This window comes from Bradyrhizobium sp. CCBAU 21365, from assembly GCF_015291305.1.
Lineage (GTDB): Bacteria > Pseudomonadota > Alphaproteobacteria > Rhizobiales > Xanthobacteraceae > Bradyrhizobium > Bradyrhizobium elkanii.
This window is the reverse complement of sequence record NZ_CP030036.1, coordinates 5526749-5540957: the sequence shown is the minus strand read 5'-3', so window position 1 is coordinate 5540957 and position 14209 is coordinate 5526749. Positions and strand designations below refer to the sequence as shown.

Below are 14209 nucleotides of genomic sequence, written 5' to 3'. Positions count from 1 at the left end.
CACTTCGCTCGAAAACGCTTAACGACACTGGATATGACATGAACGGCCGCACCTTGTGGCTTCTCGGCGCCGGCCTGCTGTGCATGGCCGGCACTGTTGCGGCCGTCGAGACGCAGGGACTTCCGGGGACCAATCCGAACCCGGTGCAGCTCAGGCGTCCGCCGGTCGCCCCGCTGTCCGCCATGGCGCGGCTCGGCCAGAAGATCTTCTTCGACGCGTCGCTGTCCTCTTCGGGCGCATTGTCATGCGCGTCCTGTCACAGTCCGGACCACGCCTACGGGCCACCCAATGATGGACCGGTGATGCTTGGCGGGCCCGCGCAATCCCGGCAAGGGACACGCGCCGTGCCGGGCCTGACCTATCTCGAGCGGCAGCCGAATTTCAGCATCGGGCCGGAAAAGGACGAGGACGACAATGTCGTCGACTTCGCGCAACTGGCCGCGCTCGGCCAGCAGGCCGCGCGCGCCAGGAAAGTGGCGACCGGGACTGCCACCTCGGCGGTCAACATCGTGCCGCAGGGCGGACTGTTCTGGGACGGCCGCGCCGATACGCTGCAGGACCAGGCGATCTTCCCGCTGCTCGATCCCAACGAGATGGACGGCGGCAGCATCGAGATCGTGGCGCAGAAGCTGCGCCGGGCGAGCTACGCGCCGCGCTTCGCCGAGCTGTTCGGCGCTGGTGTCTTCGACAATACGCGGCTGTTGGTCGCGGAGGCGATGTTTGCCGTCGCGCGTTATCAGGTGGAGGAGCCGAGCTTCCATCCCTACACCAGCAAGTTCGACTACTGGCTGGAGGGCAAGGCGCGATTGAACGAGAGCGAGTTACGCGGCCTGCAATTGTTCAATGATCCGGAGAAGGCCAATTGCGGCGGCTGCCATACGTCGCAGCCGACCCGGGATGGTCTACCGCCGCTGTTCACCGATCATCAATATGAGGCGCTCGGCGCGCCGGGCAACGCCGCGCTCGCCGGCAACCGCGATCCCGACCATTTCGATCTCGGGGTTTGCGGTCCGTACCGCACCGACATTGCCGAGCAGACGCAATATTGCGGGATGTTTCTGACGCCGACCTTGCGCAACACGGCAACGCGTCGCGTGTTCTTCCACAACGGCGTCTTCACCAGCCTCGAGCAGGTGCTCGACTTCTATAACTTCCGCGATACCAATCCGGAGAAGGTCTTTCCGCGCGGCGCCGACGGCACGGTGCGCAAGTACGATGACCTGCCGGAAAAGTATCACGGCAATGTCGACGTCAGCGATCCGCCGTTCGAGCGCCATCTCGGCGACACGCCCGCGATGACGGCACAGGACGAGGCCGACATTATCGCCTTCCTGAAGACGCTGACCGACGGCTACCAGCCGGAGCGGTAAGACGTCGCGGCGTTCCATCGCGGAACCGAACCGTGAGTTGGCAGGGCTTCGTCATGCGCGCATAATGAGCGCATGAATGTCGTCGAAGGCAACGGTGCCAGGATCCCGGCAATCGGGCTCGGCACATGGGAGTTGCGCGGGCGGACCTGCGCCCGCATCGTCGAGCAGGCGTTGCGGCTCGGCTATCGCCACATCGACACCGCGGAGATCTATGACAACGAGCGCGAAGTCGGCGAGGGGCTGCGTGCCTCCGGCATCAAGCGCGACGACGTGTTCGTCACCACCAAGATCTGGACCACGCATTTCATGGCGAAGGATCTCGAGCGGTCGGCGAAGGAGAGCCTGGCACGGCTGCGCCTCACCGAGGTCGATCTGTTGCTGCTGCACTGGCCCAATGCGCAGGTGCCGCTTGCCGAGACGCTCGGCGCGCTGGCGCGGGTCAGGCAGGCGGGCCTGGCGCGGCATATCGGCGTCTCCAATTTCAACGCGGCGCTGATCGAGGAGGCGGTGGCGACGTGTCCCGAGCCGCTCGCCTGCGACCAGGTCGAGTACCATCCTTATCTCGACCAGGCCGATGTGATCGAGGCCTGTCGACGCCACGGCATGGCATTCGTTGCCTACAGTCCGATCGCGAAGGGACGGGTCAAGGGCGACCGCGCGCTGGCGCGGATCGGCGACCGCTACCGCAAGACCGCCGCCCAGGTCTGCCTGCGCTGGCTGGTGCAGCAGAATGTCTCCGCGATCCCGCGCACCTCGAAGCTCGAACGTCTGCAGGAGAACATCGACATCTTCGATTTCGAGTTATCGGTGGACGACATGCGCGAAATCTCGGCGATCGGGAGCGCCGGTGCGCGGTGACGGCCCCGCGACGCATGGGGTCTTTGCCTGAGCATCAAGTCTCGGAAAAATGGCTGGGTCCTGATCCCGATCATGCTAATGCCCCGCTGGCCGATTGCAGCTTTGGACCGAATGGGGATTGAGGCAGGCGGGTTCCGGCCGGTATTGTCATCGGCGGGGAGAGACATCACTGACGTGATCGAGTGGGATGAAGTTTCGGCCAAACGCGGATCTGATGGCGTCGGTGTTCGTGCACCTGATGCTGCTCGGGCTGATTTTCCTTTATTCGGAGGTCCATCAGTTCGATCCCGTCTCCGCTGACACGGTGCCGGTCGAGATCGTGACGCCGCAGGAGGTCGCCAGATCCGAGGTCGAGACCAAGCCCGAACCGGCACCGAGCCCGTCGCCGACGCCCGAGTTGCAGTTGCCGTCGCTCGACAAGCCGGTGGATTCAGCCAAGCCCGAACCATCGGCGCAGGCGGCCGCGCCACAGCAGAACGCGCCACAGCAGCCGCCGCAGAAGCAGCCGACGCCGCCCAAGCCCAACCCGGCGCCGCAACGTGCCGCGGCCGAGCCGCCGCCCGCGCCGCCGGCACCGCAAACGCCACCGATGCCCCAGCCAACGGCGCAGCAACAGGCGGCAGCGTCGTCGCCTGCCTATGCGCAGCCCGAGCCTGATCTTTCGGTCAAATACAATGTCATGCTCGGCCTGCCGCCCGACATCTCCGTGAAGCCGCCCGCCAGCGCGCCGTCCGGCCCCGGCCCCGGCAAGGACAATTTCGACGCAGCCGCCACCGAGCAGGCCGACGTCGGCTCGCGCGTGGTCGCCGAATTCCGCCGTCACCTGAAGACCTGCCTGAAACTCCCGCCGACGCTGAGTACAGGCGACGACGTGAAGATCAAGCTCAGGGTGTTCATGAAGCCCGACGGCAAGCTTGCGGCGCAGCCCTTGCTGATCGAGGCCACCGCCTCGGAAAAGGGGCCGCTGTTGCTGAAGAGCGCGACCGATGCGCTGCAGGCCTGCCAGCCCTATGCGATGCTGCCGCGGGATCGCTACGGCGAATGGAAGGTGCTCGATCTCGATTTCAGCCCGCGCGATTTTGCGTCGTAGACAAGGGTCGCGTCAGCTTCCCATCGCCTGCCAGGCATTCGAGGCGAACTGTCGGCGCCAGATCACGATCACGACCGCGGCTGTCGTGACGAACAGCACCCAGGGGCTGACGAACCAGCCGAGATAGCCGAGTGCGAAGAAGAACGCGCGCTGGCCGCGGTTGAAGTGCCGGCCCGCCGTCTCGAACAGCCGCGTGGTGCGGATCACATGGGCCTCTGCCTCCGGCGTATCGCGCTGGTCGGCCGGCGGCATCGCGCCGAACAGGATCGCCACATAGTTGAACAGGCGATAGGCCCAGGCGAATTTGAAGAAGGTGTAGATGAAGATCAGGATCAGCCCGATGCACTTGACCTCCCACAAAGCGGGCGAGGGCGTGAGGTTGACCGGCAGCGCGCCGAGCACGGCGAGCGCGTCATTGGTGGCGCGCAACAGCGCCAGCGCGCCGCCGATCGCGATCAGGCTGGTGGAGGCAAAGAACGCGGTGCCGTTCTGCAAGCTGGCCATGATCTGCATGTCGACCATCCGTGCATCGCGGTTGAGCAGATTCCGCACCCAGATCTCGCGATAGACGTGCATCCGCGCCGACAGGCTGTCGCGCCCATACGCGGTGTGCTCCAGCGTGATGGCGTAGACCAGCCATTCCAGCGCAAAGAAGCCGACGGCCAGGATGTCGGTCCAATAGCCGGTCATGTTGCCTTCCTTCGTGAGCGCGCGGCCGACTGTCCGCGCCGGGCCGCATCCGCGTCATGTACAGGTTGAACGCGTGCAATGCACTATGGCAAACTACCGTGGCAACAGGATTCCCCGGACATGCTCAAGCTCGTCATCGGCAACAAGAACTATTCGTCATGGTCGATGCGGCCTTGGCTGGCGCTCCGCGCCAACAACATCCCGTTCGAAGAGGTTTTCATTCCGCTCTACACGGACCAAGCCGACAAGGACCGCATTCTCGCTTTCAGTAAGGCCGGCAAGGTGCCGACGCTGATCGATGGCGACGTCACGGTGTGGGACTCGCTGGCAATCATCGAATATCTCGCCGAGAGATTTCCCGAGGCGAAGCTGTGGCCTGCGGATCGCGCCGCGCGCGCGCATGCCCGCGCGATCTCGGCGGAGATGCATTCCGGCTTCATGCCGTTGCGCAACGAATGCGGCATGAACCTGCACCGGCCGATCCGTGCCGTTGCGCTGTCGGACGATGCGCGCGCCAATGTGGCGCGGATCCAGGAGATCTGGGCCGAGTGCCATCTGCGCTACGGCAAGCAGGGTCCGTTCCTGTTCGGCGCATTCTCCGCGGCGGACGCGATGTATGCGCCCGTGGTGCATCGCTTCCGCACCTACGCGATCCCGGTGAAGGCCGAGGCGCAGCACTATGTCGATGCCATGATGGCGCTCCCGGCGTTTGCCGAATGGACCCGCGACGGCATTGCCGAGACGCTGCGGATCGATCGATTCGAGCACGTCTGATTCCGAATTGTGACAGCGGTCGCGAAGATCGCGGCTTGACGCCGCGAGGCCAAGGGCGTCGAATCCGGCAAGGCTGGTTTCGCAAGTCGTGAAAGGACTTAGACCATGGGCATTCTCGATTCCCTGGAGAATTCGCCGGAGCTGAAAGGCATGCTTGGCCAGCTTGGCGCGGCGGTGATCCCGGTCGTGCTCGGCGAAGTTCTGGGCAATGGCGGGCAGGGCGGCTTGTCCGCGATTGTCGCCAAGCTCGAGCAGGCCGGGCTCGGCGAGCAGGTCAAATCCTGGATCGGTACCGGTCAGAACCTGCCGATCACGGCTGAGCAGCTCCAGCAGGTGCTCGGCAGCGATACGGTCAAGCAGCTCGCCGCCAAATTCAACATTCCGGTGGACCAGCTGTCCAAGGTGCTTGCCCAGCAACTTCCGGCTGCGGTCGATGGCGCGAGCCCGGACGGCAAGCTGCCGCACACCGCCTGAGCGGCTGGAATCAGGGTTCCAGCCGGGCTCGGCGGGCAATTTCCGGCTGGCACGCAAATTGCTGCCTATCGCTCTGAAAAACCTGCAAAAATCGCACCTTCGCTATGCCCCAATCTTGCTGGATTTGGGGAGGTGCGATGTGCTAGCTTGCCGCAGGGTTCTCAAAATGCCGGCCTGAGCTATCGGGACTGTCAGCTCAGCCAGCAATCTCTAAGAAAATGGAGAGGGCGTTGAAGCATAAGTACTCGATTGGCGAGACCGTCTATTTCACGGCCAGCAACGTGGCGCGCCCCGCCGCGAGCGGCACCTATCAAGTGATCCGGCTGCTGCCGACCGACGGTGACGACTGCCAATATCGCATCAAGAGCTCGACTGAAGCTTTCGAACGGGTGGCCAAGGAGAGTCAGCTCGCGCTGTCCTGAAGGAGTTGTGCGCAAGCCGGCGGCTGGGGCGGGTTCCGCACCGCCGCCGTCAAAAGGCCCTGTTCGCAGACCCATTGTGCTGAAGGTTGGACGTCGGGGTGGCGGCGTTCGCCGTCGCCGATTGTGCTTACGCTGCGTTGAGGGACATCGCGCATGAACTGGGCTTCCTCGCTGGATCAGATCTGGCGCTCACCGACCTTCCCGATGTGGCTGACGCTGGCCGCCGCGGGGTTCTTTGGGATCGTCGTTCTGGTCACGCTGCTGCGTGCGGAAAAATCCGTCGCCAACGGCGCGCTGACCGTGATCACGCTGCTGTCGATCGCGGTTGCGGTCGCCGCGACGATCCGTGGCTTCGGCCCGGGCGGGCAGGGGGCGCCGGCCGAGGCACGGACGGCGCAACTGGCCAGCCAGACGGTGCCGGCGCTGGCCTGCGTCGACGATCTCGCCGGAGACGCCGTTCTCAACGCCTGCGAGAAGGTGCTGTTCGGTTCATCGGATACGGCGGCAGCGGCGGTCAGCTACGCGGCGGCGCAGGTCTCGCGCCTGACTGCGCTCGGCGACCTCGCGACCGCCGAGCGCAATTCGACCACCGAGTTGCAGGCGCTGCGCCGTGCCATCGAGCATGACCGCTACGGCCTGGTCGCCTATGCGCTGATGGCGCGCGACCACTGCACGCCGACCGCGTGCCCCGCGTTCCGCTCGTTCGGCGACAACCATCAGATCATCGCCAACATGAACGAGCGGACCTACGAGAACCTGATCACGCGCTACGCGGGGTCGTGGAACGCGCCGGCCGGCGCCCAGGCGTCGGCCGCCTCTGGCCTGGTCGCAGCGCTGCCGCAGTCATTGCCCACCGGCAAGCCGACCAATGCGGAGTTTCCGAGCTCGGCGAACACGCCGCCCGTCAGCATCATGACGCCCGAGCCGGCAAAGCCGGCCGCCGCCGCACCAGCGCCGGCCGCGCGCGCTGCCGCCGCGCCGCCCGCCGCAGCCCCGAAGCGGCCGCCGGCGGCGAAGCGCCCGGTCCAGATCGCGCCGGCCCCGGCCGCGTCGGCGCCGCCTCCTGCCGCCGCCAGCGCACCGGCGGCTGCGAACGAGCAATGAGCGTGATGGCGGCGGCTTGAGCCGCCGTCATTGCACTGTTCCGGCTTCGCTTCGCTCGAAATGTGCTTCTAGTCCCGATATCCACCGCCGCGGAGAGCGCTCCCTTTCCAAAGCGCGCGCCGGCCGCTACATCCGGCACATGCCGCTTCATCTCATCAAGCTCGCCGTCGGTTGTGACTCCGTCAAGGAACTCAAGGGCTGGGTTGCCGAACGGATGGCGACCGCGAAGAAAAAGGGCCTGCCGCTCCGTCACGTCCACATCACGCGGATGACGCCGAAGCGCGAGGAGGAGGTCCTTGCCGGCGGTTCGCTCTATTGGGTGATCCGCGGCGAGATCGCCGCGCGCGAGAAGATCATCGCCATCGAGCCGTTCCGCGACAAGGACGGCATCGGCCGCTGCCGGCTGGTGATGCAGCCCAAGGTGATCGCGGTCTCGCCGCGGCCGATGCGGCCGTTCCAGGGCTGGCGCTACCTGACCGCGGACTCCGCGCCGGCCGATCTCACCAAGTCGAGCGCGGCCAGCGTGGCATCGATGCCCGAGCCGATGCGTCGCGAGTTGCGCGACCTCGGCTTGCTCTGAGCAATCGAGCGGGATCCGGGATCACTGGGTCACGAGATGCAGCCGGGCCCATTCTGAGGCCGGGACCTCGACATAACGGCCACCCGCCTTGTCGGCCGTGACGTCGAACAGTTCATGGTCGATCCCCATCTCGCTGAGATATCTCCGGAACTGATCGGTGAAGATTGTCGTGAGGCTGTCGCGGTGCTCGGCAGAGACGTTGGATGCGAGCCGGTCGTAGATCTGCATCCTTGCGGTCAGGATGACGCGGTTGCCGGGCGGCAGGCTGCGATGCACCCCGCCCGCAAGCATCAATACACATGCAAGCTCGCAGGGTACACCGGAGAGCTTTTCCTTCGCATCCAGCGGGCCGCCGGGCCGCTTCAGCGCAAAGCATTCCTCTTCGGATTTTCCGGTGCAGGCCTCGACCTCGGTCGCCGCCACCGCCGCGTCGATGCCGCGACCGCGCAGGATGCGGCCGAGGCTGGCAGCGACGGTGAGGTCGGACCCCGGTTTGACGTTGATCACCACCGGCAGCTTGCGGCCGTTCTGCCGGTCGAGGATCGCCAGCAGGCGCTTGTAGGTATCCCACTGCACGGCGCCCTCGGCGGCGATCCAGTCCGAGCAGCCGGGCCCGCAGGCATCGGGTGCACCGTGCGCGACATAGAAGATCATCGCGCCGGGCGCCGAATTGACCCCGCCGACCGGCGGCCGGGTCTGCGCCTGCGCCAGGCCTGCGGCCGCGAGCGCGATGCCGAAAGCAATGCCTTGCCTGAAATAACCGCTCATTCCGATCGCCTCTGAAAGGCGCGATCATCCACGCGTCGGGCCGCGCAGATGAGGCCGAGCCCTCATTACAGGCTCGAACCTCGTTTGCGCATGAACCGCATCACACTTTCCGGATCCTGCTTCAGACCGGGATGTTGTCGATCAGGCGCGTGCTGCCGAGCTTTGCCGCCACCAGCATCCGCATCGGGCCGTCCTTCAGCGAGCCGATCGGCGCCAGGGAGGCGGCGTGGCGCACTTCGAGATAATCGAGCACGAAGCCGGCCCTGGTGATCGCCGCGGCGCCGTCGGCCATTGCGGTCGCGGTATCCTCGCCGGCGCGCAGGCGGCCGGCCGTCTCCTTCATCACCCGATGAAGCTCAGGGGCTGCGCGCCGTTCCTCCGGGGAGAGGTAGACGTTGCGCGACGACATCGCGAGACCGTCGCGCTCGCGCACCGTTTTGGATCCGATCACCCTGACGCCGAGGTCGAGGTCCGCGGCCATCTGGGTGACGACCCGGAGCTGCTGAAAGTCCTTCTCGCCGAAGATCGCGAGGTCGGGCCGGACCTGGGTGAACAGCTTGCCGACCACGGTGGCGACGCCGCCGAAGAAATGCGGTCGGAAGCGATCCTCGAGCCCGGCAGTGGCCGGCCCCTCCGGCACGATCCTGGTGGCGAAGCCGTCCGGGTACATCGCCTTCACCTCGGGATGCCAGATCAGGTCGACGCCCTCGGCGGCGAGCTTGGCGACGTCTTCCTTCCAGGTGCGCGGATAGGAGCCGAAATCTTCGGTCGGCGCGAACTGGGTCGGGTTGACGAAGATCGAGACGACGACCCGCTTGGCGCGGCGCTTGGCGAGGCGCACCAGCGACACATGGCCGTCATGGAGCGCTCCCATGGTTGGGACCAGCGCGACGGTCGCCTTCTTGGCGCGCAGGGCGTCGACGGCGCGACGAAGGGCGGGGACGGTACGGACGACGGTGGGATTTCTCGGCATCTGGTCTCGGCTCGTGGGGCAATCCGGGTGGGGACGAATCTGGGTGGGACGGGTTGGCGTTCGGCAAGTCACGCAGCTTACCAAGTCCGAACCGCTATCGGCAAACCGCCGCGACAAGCCTTACCCGATCTCGGACGCGCATGGATCACAGCTGCCGTGCCGCCGATCGACGCAGCAGTCTTGCTTGATCGGTTCGTCATCAAGCACGGCCGCAATTGATTTCCTGTCGCGGCGATGCATTTCACTTGACCGCAGCGGCGCTCGCTTTGAAGATCATTGACGGGATTTGAATCATGTTGGTGCAGGCTCGTCAGGGTCAATCCGGCTCCGCACATGTCATTGTGCTGGGCAACGAGAAGGGTGGATCGGGAAAGTCGACCACCGCCCTGCATATCGCCGTCGCGCTGCTGAAGGCCGGGCAGCGCGTCGCCAGCATCGATCTCGACTGCCGCCAGCAGAGCTTCACCCGCTACATCAGCAATCGCCAGGCCTGGGCGCGACGCACCGGGCTCGACCTCGAGCTCCCCGCACACCACTGCATCAAGTACGGCGAGACGATGCAGATCGAGGAGAACGAGAACGCGGAATTCCAGCAGTTCATGGCCGCGGTGAGCGCGGTGGAACGCGCCTATGATTTCATCGTCATCGACACCCCGGGCGCGGACAGCTACCTGATGCGGCTCGCGCATTCGATGGCCGACACTTTGGTGACGCCGATCAACGACAGCTTCCTCGATTTCGACGTGCTCGGTACCGTCGATCCCGCGACCTACGCGGTGACCGGCGAGAGCCATTATGCGGAGATGGTGCGCGACACCAGGCGCAAGCGCCGCCAGCTCGACGGCGCCTCGACCGACTGGATCGTGGTGCGCAACCGCCTGTCGATGCTCGGCTCGCGCAACAAGCAGCTGGTCGCTGACGGCTTGAAGCAGCTGTCGCTGCAGCTCGGGTTCCGTTCGGTCGACGGCTTTGCCGAGCGGGTGGTCTATCGCGAATTCTTCCCACGCGGGCTGACGGCGCTCGACGACATCGACGAGGCGACGCTCGGCACCCGCCCGAGCCTCGGCCACGTCACCGCCCGCGAGGAGGTGATGAGCCTGCTGCGCGAGCTCAAGCTGCCGCTGGACGAGCGCGGCCGCCGCCGGGCCGCCAACCGGGCCGAATGGTTCAGCCAGGTCGACAAGCCGCTGGAAGTCGACGACATCATCGGCAGCTAGGCCGTCAGGTACTCCCTCGGGCAGGTTCCAGGGCGCCTGGCGCGCAGCAGGTGACGATCGTCACTTTTGGAGGTTGCAGAAGCACGGTAGTCTTGCGGGGTTTTCGGCCACTCCGTCGCCAATATGCCGGAACAAAGCTGGCCAGATCCGGTTTTCCCAAGTCAGCCGCGTTCTCGCTCCCGTCGGCTGGTCTTGAGGTATTATCGTGCCGCAGAGCCATGGCGCTAGAAGCGAATGCACAAAGGTTGTGTGCACCGCACAATGAACGTGCTGCGAAATCCCAACTTTTAGACTTCCTGTCACAGCGCCGTGACATATATTCTCAAAAGGAGGCCGAAGAGTCTCCGGCCAAGAATAGCCCTGAAAAGGCGGGCACCTCGAGGACGTCATGAAGCGTGGAATTCTCGTTCTGCTTTCTCTCTCCGTGGTGATCACGGCGGCCTATTTCACCGCGAGCAAGTGGGCGATCCGTCACGAAACTCTCATGTTCAAGGACCCGACGCGCGATGAGCGGCCGGTCGCGGTCGACGTTGCCGTGCGCTTCGACAAGGAGATGCAGGCCGACGCTGGCATGATCACGCTGCCGGTTGCGATCCTCAATCATGGCAATACCGTCAAATTCACCGAATATTCCTTCCTCGCGAACGTGTTCGCGGCGCGCGGCTATCTGACCATCAGCATTCAGAACGACCTGCCGTCGGATGGACCGATGGTGACCAAGGTCGGCGAGCTCTATGTCGGCCGCCTGCCGCAGTACCAGCGCGGCATCACCAACATCAAGTTCGCGATCGAGGAGATGAAGAAGCGCCAGCCGAACGCGGACTACAGCAAGCTGACGATGGTCGGCCATTCCAATGGCGGCGACATCGCGATGTATTTCGCCAAGCAGTATCCGGACGAGATCAAGAAGGTGGTGACGCTGGACAATCTGCGCGTGCCGTTCATGACCGACGGCAAGTTCAAGATTCTTTCATTCCGGTCTCACGATTCGCAGTTCAAGCCGGATCCGGGTGTCGTTCCCGATGCCGACGAATGCGAGAAGGCCGGCATCACCGTCGTGAACACCAACTTCCAGCACAACGACATGCGGGACACCGGGCCCGAGAAGGCCAAGGACTCGATCCAGGCCATGCTCGATAAATTCCTGGCCGACACCGACAGCGCTGTCGCGCCGGTCGACACCAGGAATGCGCCGCCGAAGATTCTGGAGCCGGGTCCCGTCTCGCTCTACGTGCCGGTCGAGAAACCTCAGACCTTGACCGACAAGCTCAAGAAGTCGCTCTCGCTGACCAAGACCGAGACGAAGAAGGATCCATCAGTCACGAATTGACCGGGCGGCCCGGGATCCAGGCTGGCCCGTCACGTTGACCAATCCGCTGCCGCGGCCCACATAGTGTTTGCTGTACGAGGCAAGCGCTGATGGCCGGCAAGACGATCAAACCGACATCCGGAAACGATGTACGCCCGGCTCATGCGCCTGGCGTGCCGACATCCAGCGCGAACGACATCGCGGCATTCGTCGCCAAGGCGCGGGCGATGTCGCCGCATCGCGCGGGTGCCCGCGGCAGGCTGGTGTTCGCGCTCGACGCCACGATGAGCCGGCAGCCGACATGGGATATGGCGTGCACGCTGCAGGCGGACATGTTCCGCGAGGCCGGCTCGCTCGGCAGTCTCGATATCCGCCTCGTCTATTATCGCGGCTTCAATGAGTGCCGCGCGTCGGGCTGGATCTCCGACAGCGCGCAGCTCGCTCGGCTGATGAGCAAGATCGATTGCCAGGGCGGCAATACCCAGATCGGCAAGGTGCTGTCCGAGACGCGCCGCGAGGCGGTCGAGGCAGGGGTGCGCGCGCTGGTGTTCGTCGGCGACGCGATGGAGGAGAGCGCCGACGATCTCTGCGCCAAGGCCGGCGAGCTCGGCCTGCTCAAGGTGCCGGTCTTCATGTTTCAGGAGGGCCGGGACATGGCCGCCGAGCAGACGTTCCGCGAGATCGCGCGACTGACCGGCGGCGCATGGTGCAGGTTCGATCCCGGCGCGGCCGCGCAGCTCCGCGAGCTGCTGCGGGCCGCCGCGGCCTACGCCGCCGGAGGCCGCGAGGCGTTGCTGCAGCTGGCCAAGACCACGAGCGGTGCGGCGAAGCTGATCGGCCAGATGAAATAGCGCGGCGCCGCGCAGTCTCCGCCCTTTTGCCCGGCTTGATTTCTTATCGTTCGTGACCGAGGCCGTCTTGGCGGGCTCCGTCAACGCGTCGGGCCCAACCTAGTGTTTGACGTGGATCAAGGCGTCGCGGCATGGGCATTGAACCATGCAACAAATGGAGGAGCACAGGATGTCTCAGTGCCGGCCGCAAACACTGGGATTTTACGAGGATATCGACTTCAGACTTCGGCAGGCTGATCCCCGAGGGGGCTGACTGTCATGCGTTCGCGGCTTGCATTGAGCAACGAGGTCGACGCGCGATGATTGCCGGAGATTATGCCTACGGATTTTGGCGCTACCTCTCGATTGCCGGGGCGCTAGCGATATTTCTGGGCGCGGGCGCGTTCATTATGGCGACGTTGCCGCCGCGCGAACTCGTGATGGCGACCGGCGCCGAGGGCAGCGCCAACTACGAACTGGGTATCCGCTATCGCGAAATCCTGGCGAAAGAAGGCGTCAGGCTGCAGCTCCAGCCGACCTCCGGCAGCCTCGAAAATCTGAAGTATCTGCGCGACCCGCGGTCGCGGGTCAGCGTTGGGTTCATCCAAGGCGGCACGACGACCGGCAAGGAAGCCCCGGAACTGGAGTCGCTCGGCACGATCTTCTACGAGCCGTTATGGCTGTTCCGCCGAAGCGAGATTGGAGAAGGCGTACAGGCGTTGCGCGGCCGACGACTTTCGATCGGTGCCGAAGGAAGCGGCGGGCGCGCCTTGGCGCTGCAAATAATGCAAAGGACCAGGATCGACTCTATCGTCGGAGAAATTTCGGGATATGCACCGCAAGCTGCGGCGGAGAAACTGGTGGCTGGCGATATCGATGCGGCGTTTATCGTGACTGCCTGGGAGTCTCCCGTCGTGCAATCCATCCTCAATGCCAAAGGCATCGAGCTTTCCAGCGCCCAGCGTGCGGATGCCTTCGTCGCGATCTATCCCTTTCTGCACAAACTGGTCCTGCCTGCCGGGGTGATCGATCTGCTGGCGAACCGCCCGCCCGCGGATGTCGTGCTGTTGGCGCCGAAGGCCAGTCTCGTCGTGAGGGCTGACCTGCATTCGGCGCTGCAATACGTTCTGCTCAATGCCGCCGCGGAAATTCATTCGCAGCCCGGCATTTTTCAGAAAGCAGGAGAATTTCCCGCAGCCGAGTCGATCGGCATTCCGCTCAGCCAGGAAGCGCAACGCTATTACAAGACCGGGCGGCCGTTCCTGCAAGGTTATCTCCCATTCTGGGGAGCGACGCTGGTGGAGAAGGTGGTCGTCGTGCTGCTCCCGCTGGCCGCCTTGCTGTTCCCGGTGTTCAAGTTCCTGCCGCAGACCTACGACTGGATGATGCAGCTCAGGATCAGGCGGCTGTACGACGAGATCAGGTCGATCGAGAGCGAGATGAATGCCGGGGGCAGGAAGATCGACGTCAGCGCATTGAACGCGAAGCTGGATCTCATGGATCAGCGCGCGAACCAGATGCAATTGCCGAATGTCTATGCGAGCAGCCTCTATACCCTGCGGAGCCACATCGATCTCGTGCGCACCCGTCTGGCCGCAATGGCTTGACCGGGACACACGACAGAACGGCATCATGAAGCTTGTGCGCGGCGGACTCAGGCGCAAGCCCGAATTTCCAGACCTCGGCGGACCTTGCGTTGAACAGGCGTCGAATTCGGCGGCCCCCAGCATCCGTTGGAAACCGTTGGTTC

General features: G+C 64.7%; 15 protein-coding genes. 12 read left to right on the top strand and 3 right to left on the bottom strand.

Annotated features, from left to right (window positions below):
• Positions 1-38 precede the first annotated feature (38 nt).
• The 3 genes from XI02_RS25925 (at position 39) to XI02_RS25915 (ending at position 3318) form a co-directional block, all read left to right on the top strand.
• Positions 39-1370: a cytochrome-c peroxidase gene (locus XI02_RS25925; protein ID WP_018272027.1), complete on the top strand. Its 1332-nt coding sequence runs from the start codon at positions 39-41 to the stop codon at positions 1368-1370.
• 72 nt (positions 1371-1442) lie between these two features.
• Positions 1443-2228 (top strand): aldo/keto reductase, encoded by a 786-nt coding sequence (locus XI02_RS25920; RefSeq protein WP_018272026.1) that lies wholly within the window; start codon positions 1443-1445, stop codon positions 2226-2228.
• Between the two features lie 187 nt (positions 2229-2415).
• Positions 2416-3318 carry a hypothetical protein gene (locus XI02_RS25915; RefSeq protein WP_018272025.1) on the top strand — a complete coding sequence of 301 codons (903 nt, stop codon included), beginning with the start codon at positions 2416-2418 and terminating at the stop codon, positions 3316-3318.
• 12 nt (positions 3319-3330) lie between these two features.
• On the opposite strand, the gene XI02_RS25910 is transcribed toward XI02_RS25915, so the two are convergent.
• Entirely contained in the window at positions 3331-4008 is a 678-nt protein-coding gene (locus XI02_RS25910; protein WP_018272024.1) for a DUF599 domain-containing protein, read from the bottom strand.
• A gap of 120 nt (positions 4009-4128) precedes the next feature.
• Between XI02_RS25910 and XI02_RS25905 the strand changes: the two genes are divergently transcribed.
• The 5 genes from XI02_RS25905 to XI02_RS25885 all read left to right on the top strand — a co-directional run bounded on the left by XI02_RS25905 (position 4129) and on the right by XI02_RS25885 (position 7362).
• Positions 4129-4782, top strand: coding sequence for a glutathione S-transferase family protein (locus XI02_RS25905; protein WP_018272023.1), 654 nt, complete (start codon positions 4129-4131; stop codon positions 4780-4782).
• 105 nt (positions 4783-4887) lie between these two features.
• Complete coding sequence (locus tag XI02_RS25900) at positions 4888-5256, top strand: YidB family protein (protein ID WP_018272022.1); 369 nt, start codon at positions 4888-4890, stop codon at positions 5254-5256.
• A 218-nt stretch (positions 5257-5474) separates the two neighbouring features.
• Positions 5475-5678, top strand: a complete 204-nt coding sequence (locus tag XI02_RS25895) for a hypothetical protein (RefSeq protein ID WP_018272021.1) — start codon at positions 5475-5477, stop codon at positions 5676-5678.
• Positions 5679-5831: 153 nt separating this feature from the next.
• A complete protein-coding gene (locus tag XI02_RS25890) occupies positions 5832-6782 on the top strand; it encodes a hypothetical protein (protein ID WP_018272020.1) in 951 nt (316 codons plus the stop codon).
• Between the two features lie 139 nt (positions 6783-6921).
• Positions 6922-7362, top strand: a complete 441-nt coding sequence (locus XI02_RS25885; RefSeq protein ID WP_018272019.1) for a DUF1489 family protein — start codon at positions 6922-6924, stop codon at positions 7360-7362.
• 21 nt (positions 7363-7383) lie between these two features.
• Here XI02_RS25885 and XI02_RS25880 read toward each other — a convergent pair whose 3' ends face one another.
• Together XI02_RS25880 and panC are read right to left on the bottom strand one after the other, a co-directional pair.
• Complete coding sequence (locus XI02_RS25880) at positions 7384-8130, bottom strand: hypothetical protein (RefSeq protein WP_018272018.1); 747 nt, start codon at positions 8128-8130, stop codon at positions 7384-7386.
• A gap of 121 nt (positions 8131-8251) precedes the next feature.
• Positions 8252-9103 (bottom strand): pantoate--beta-alanine ligase, encoded by an 852-nt coding sequence (panC, locus tag XI02_RS25875; protein WP_018272017.1) that lies wholly within the window; start codon positions 9101-9103, stop codon positions 8252-8254.
• A gap of 293 nt (positions 9104-9396) precedes the next feature.
• Between panC and XI02_RS25870 the strand changes: the two genes are divergently transcribed.
• The 4 genes from XI02_RS25870 (at position 9397) to XI02_RS25855 (ending at position 14066) form a co-directional block, all read left to right on the top strand.
• Entirely contained in the window at positions 9397-10320 is a 924-nt protein-coding gene (locus tag XI02_RS25870; RefSeq protein ID WP_018272016.1) for a division plane positioning ATPase MipZ, read from the top strand.
• Between the two features lie 388 nt (positions 10321-10708).
• Complete coding sequence (locus tag XI02_RS25865; protein ID WP_050999547.1) at positions 10709-11650, top strand: alpha/beta hydrolase; 942 nt, start codon at positions 10709-10711, stop codon at positions 11648-11650.
• A gap of 89 nt (positions 11651-11739) precedes the next feature.
• Complete coding sequence (locus tag XI02_RS25860) at positions 11740-12480, top strand: hypothetical protein (RefSeq protein ID WP_016842847.1); 741 nt, start codon at positions 11740-11742, stop codon at positions 12478-12480.
• 299 nt (positions 12481-12779) lie between these two features.
• Complete coding sequence (locus XI02_RS25855; protein ID WP_018272014.1) at positions 12780-14066, top strand: TAXI family TRAP transporter solute-binding subunit; 1287 nt, start codon at positions 12780-12782, stop codon at positions 14064-14066.
• Positions 14067-14209 lie beyond the last annotated feature (143 nt).

Excerpts from the sequence above, each read along its gene's own strand:
- XI02_RS25925 (WP_018272027.1), top strand. The coding sequence starts at position 39 with ATGAACGGCCGCACCTTGTGGCTTCTCGGCGCCGGCCTGCTGTGCATG.
- XI02_RS25920 (WP_018272026.1), top strand. The coding sequence starts at position 1,443 with ATGAATGTCGTCGAAGGCAACGGTGCCAGGATCCCGGCAATCGGGCTC.
- XI02_RS25915 (WP_018272025.1), top strand. The coding sequence starts at position 2,416 with ATGAAGTTTCGGCCAAACGCGGATCTGATGGCGTCGGTGTTCGTGCAC.
- XI02_RS25910 (WP_018272024.1), bottom strand. The coding sequence starts at position 4,008 with ATGACCGGCTATTGGACCGACATCCTGGCCGTCGGCTTCTTTGCGCTG.
- XI02_RS25905 (WP_018272023.1), top strand. The coding sequence starts at position 4,129 with ATGCTCAAGCTCGTCATCGGCAACAAGAACTATTCGTCATGGTCGATG.
- XI02_RS25900 (WP_018272022.1), top strand. The coding sequence starts at position 4,888 with ATGGGCATTCTCGATTCCCTGGAGAATTCGCCGGAGCTGAAAGGCATG.
- XI02_RS25895 (WP_018272021.1), top strand. The coding sequence starts at position 5,475 with ATGGAGAGGGCGTTGAAGCATAAGTACTCGATTGGCGAGACCGTCTAT.
- XI02_RS25890 (WP_018272020.1), top strand. The coding sequence starts at position 5,832 with ATGAACTGGGCTTCCTCGCTGGATCAGATCTGGCGCTCACCGACCTTC.
- XI02_RS25885 (WP_018272019.1), top strand. The coding sequence starts at position 6,922 with ATGCCGCTTCATCTCATCAAGCTCGCCGTCGGTTGTGACTCCGTCAAG.
- XI02_RS25880 (WP_018272018.1), bottom strand. The coding sequence starts at position 8,130 with ATGAGCGGTTATTTCAGGCAAGGCATTGCTTTCGGCATCGCGCTCGCG.
- panC (WP_018272017.1), bottom strand. The coding sequence starts at position 9,103 with ATGCCGAGAAATCCCACCGTCGTCCGTACCGTCCCCGCCCTTCGTCGC.
- XI02_RS25870 (WP_018272016.1), top strand. The coding sequence starts at position 9,397 with ATGTTGGTGCAGGCTCGTCAGGGTCAATCCGGCTCCGCACATGTCATT.
- XI02_RS25865 (WP_050999547.1), top strand. The coding sequence starts at position 10,709 with ATGAAGCGTGGAATTCTCGTTCTGCTTTCTCTCTCCGTGGTGATCACG.
- XI02_RS25860 (WP_016842847.1), top strand. The coding sequence starts at position 11,740 with ATGGCCGGCAAGACGATCAAACCGACATCCGGAAACGATGTACGCCCG.
- XI02_RS25855 (WP_018272014.1), top strand. The coding sequence starts at position 12,780 with ATGATTGCCGGAGATTATGCCTACGGATTTTGGCGCTACCTCTCGATT.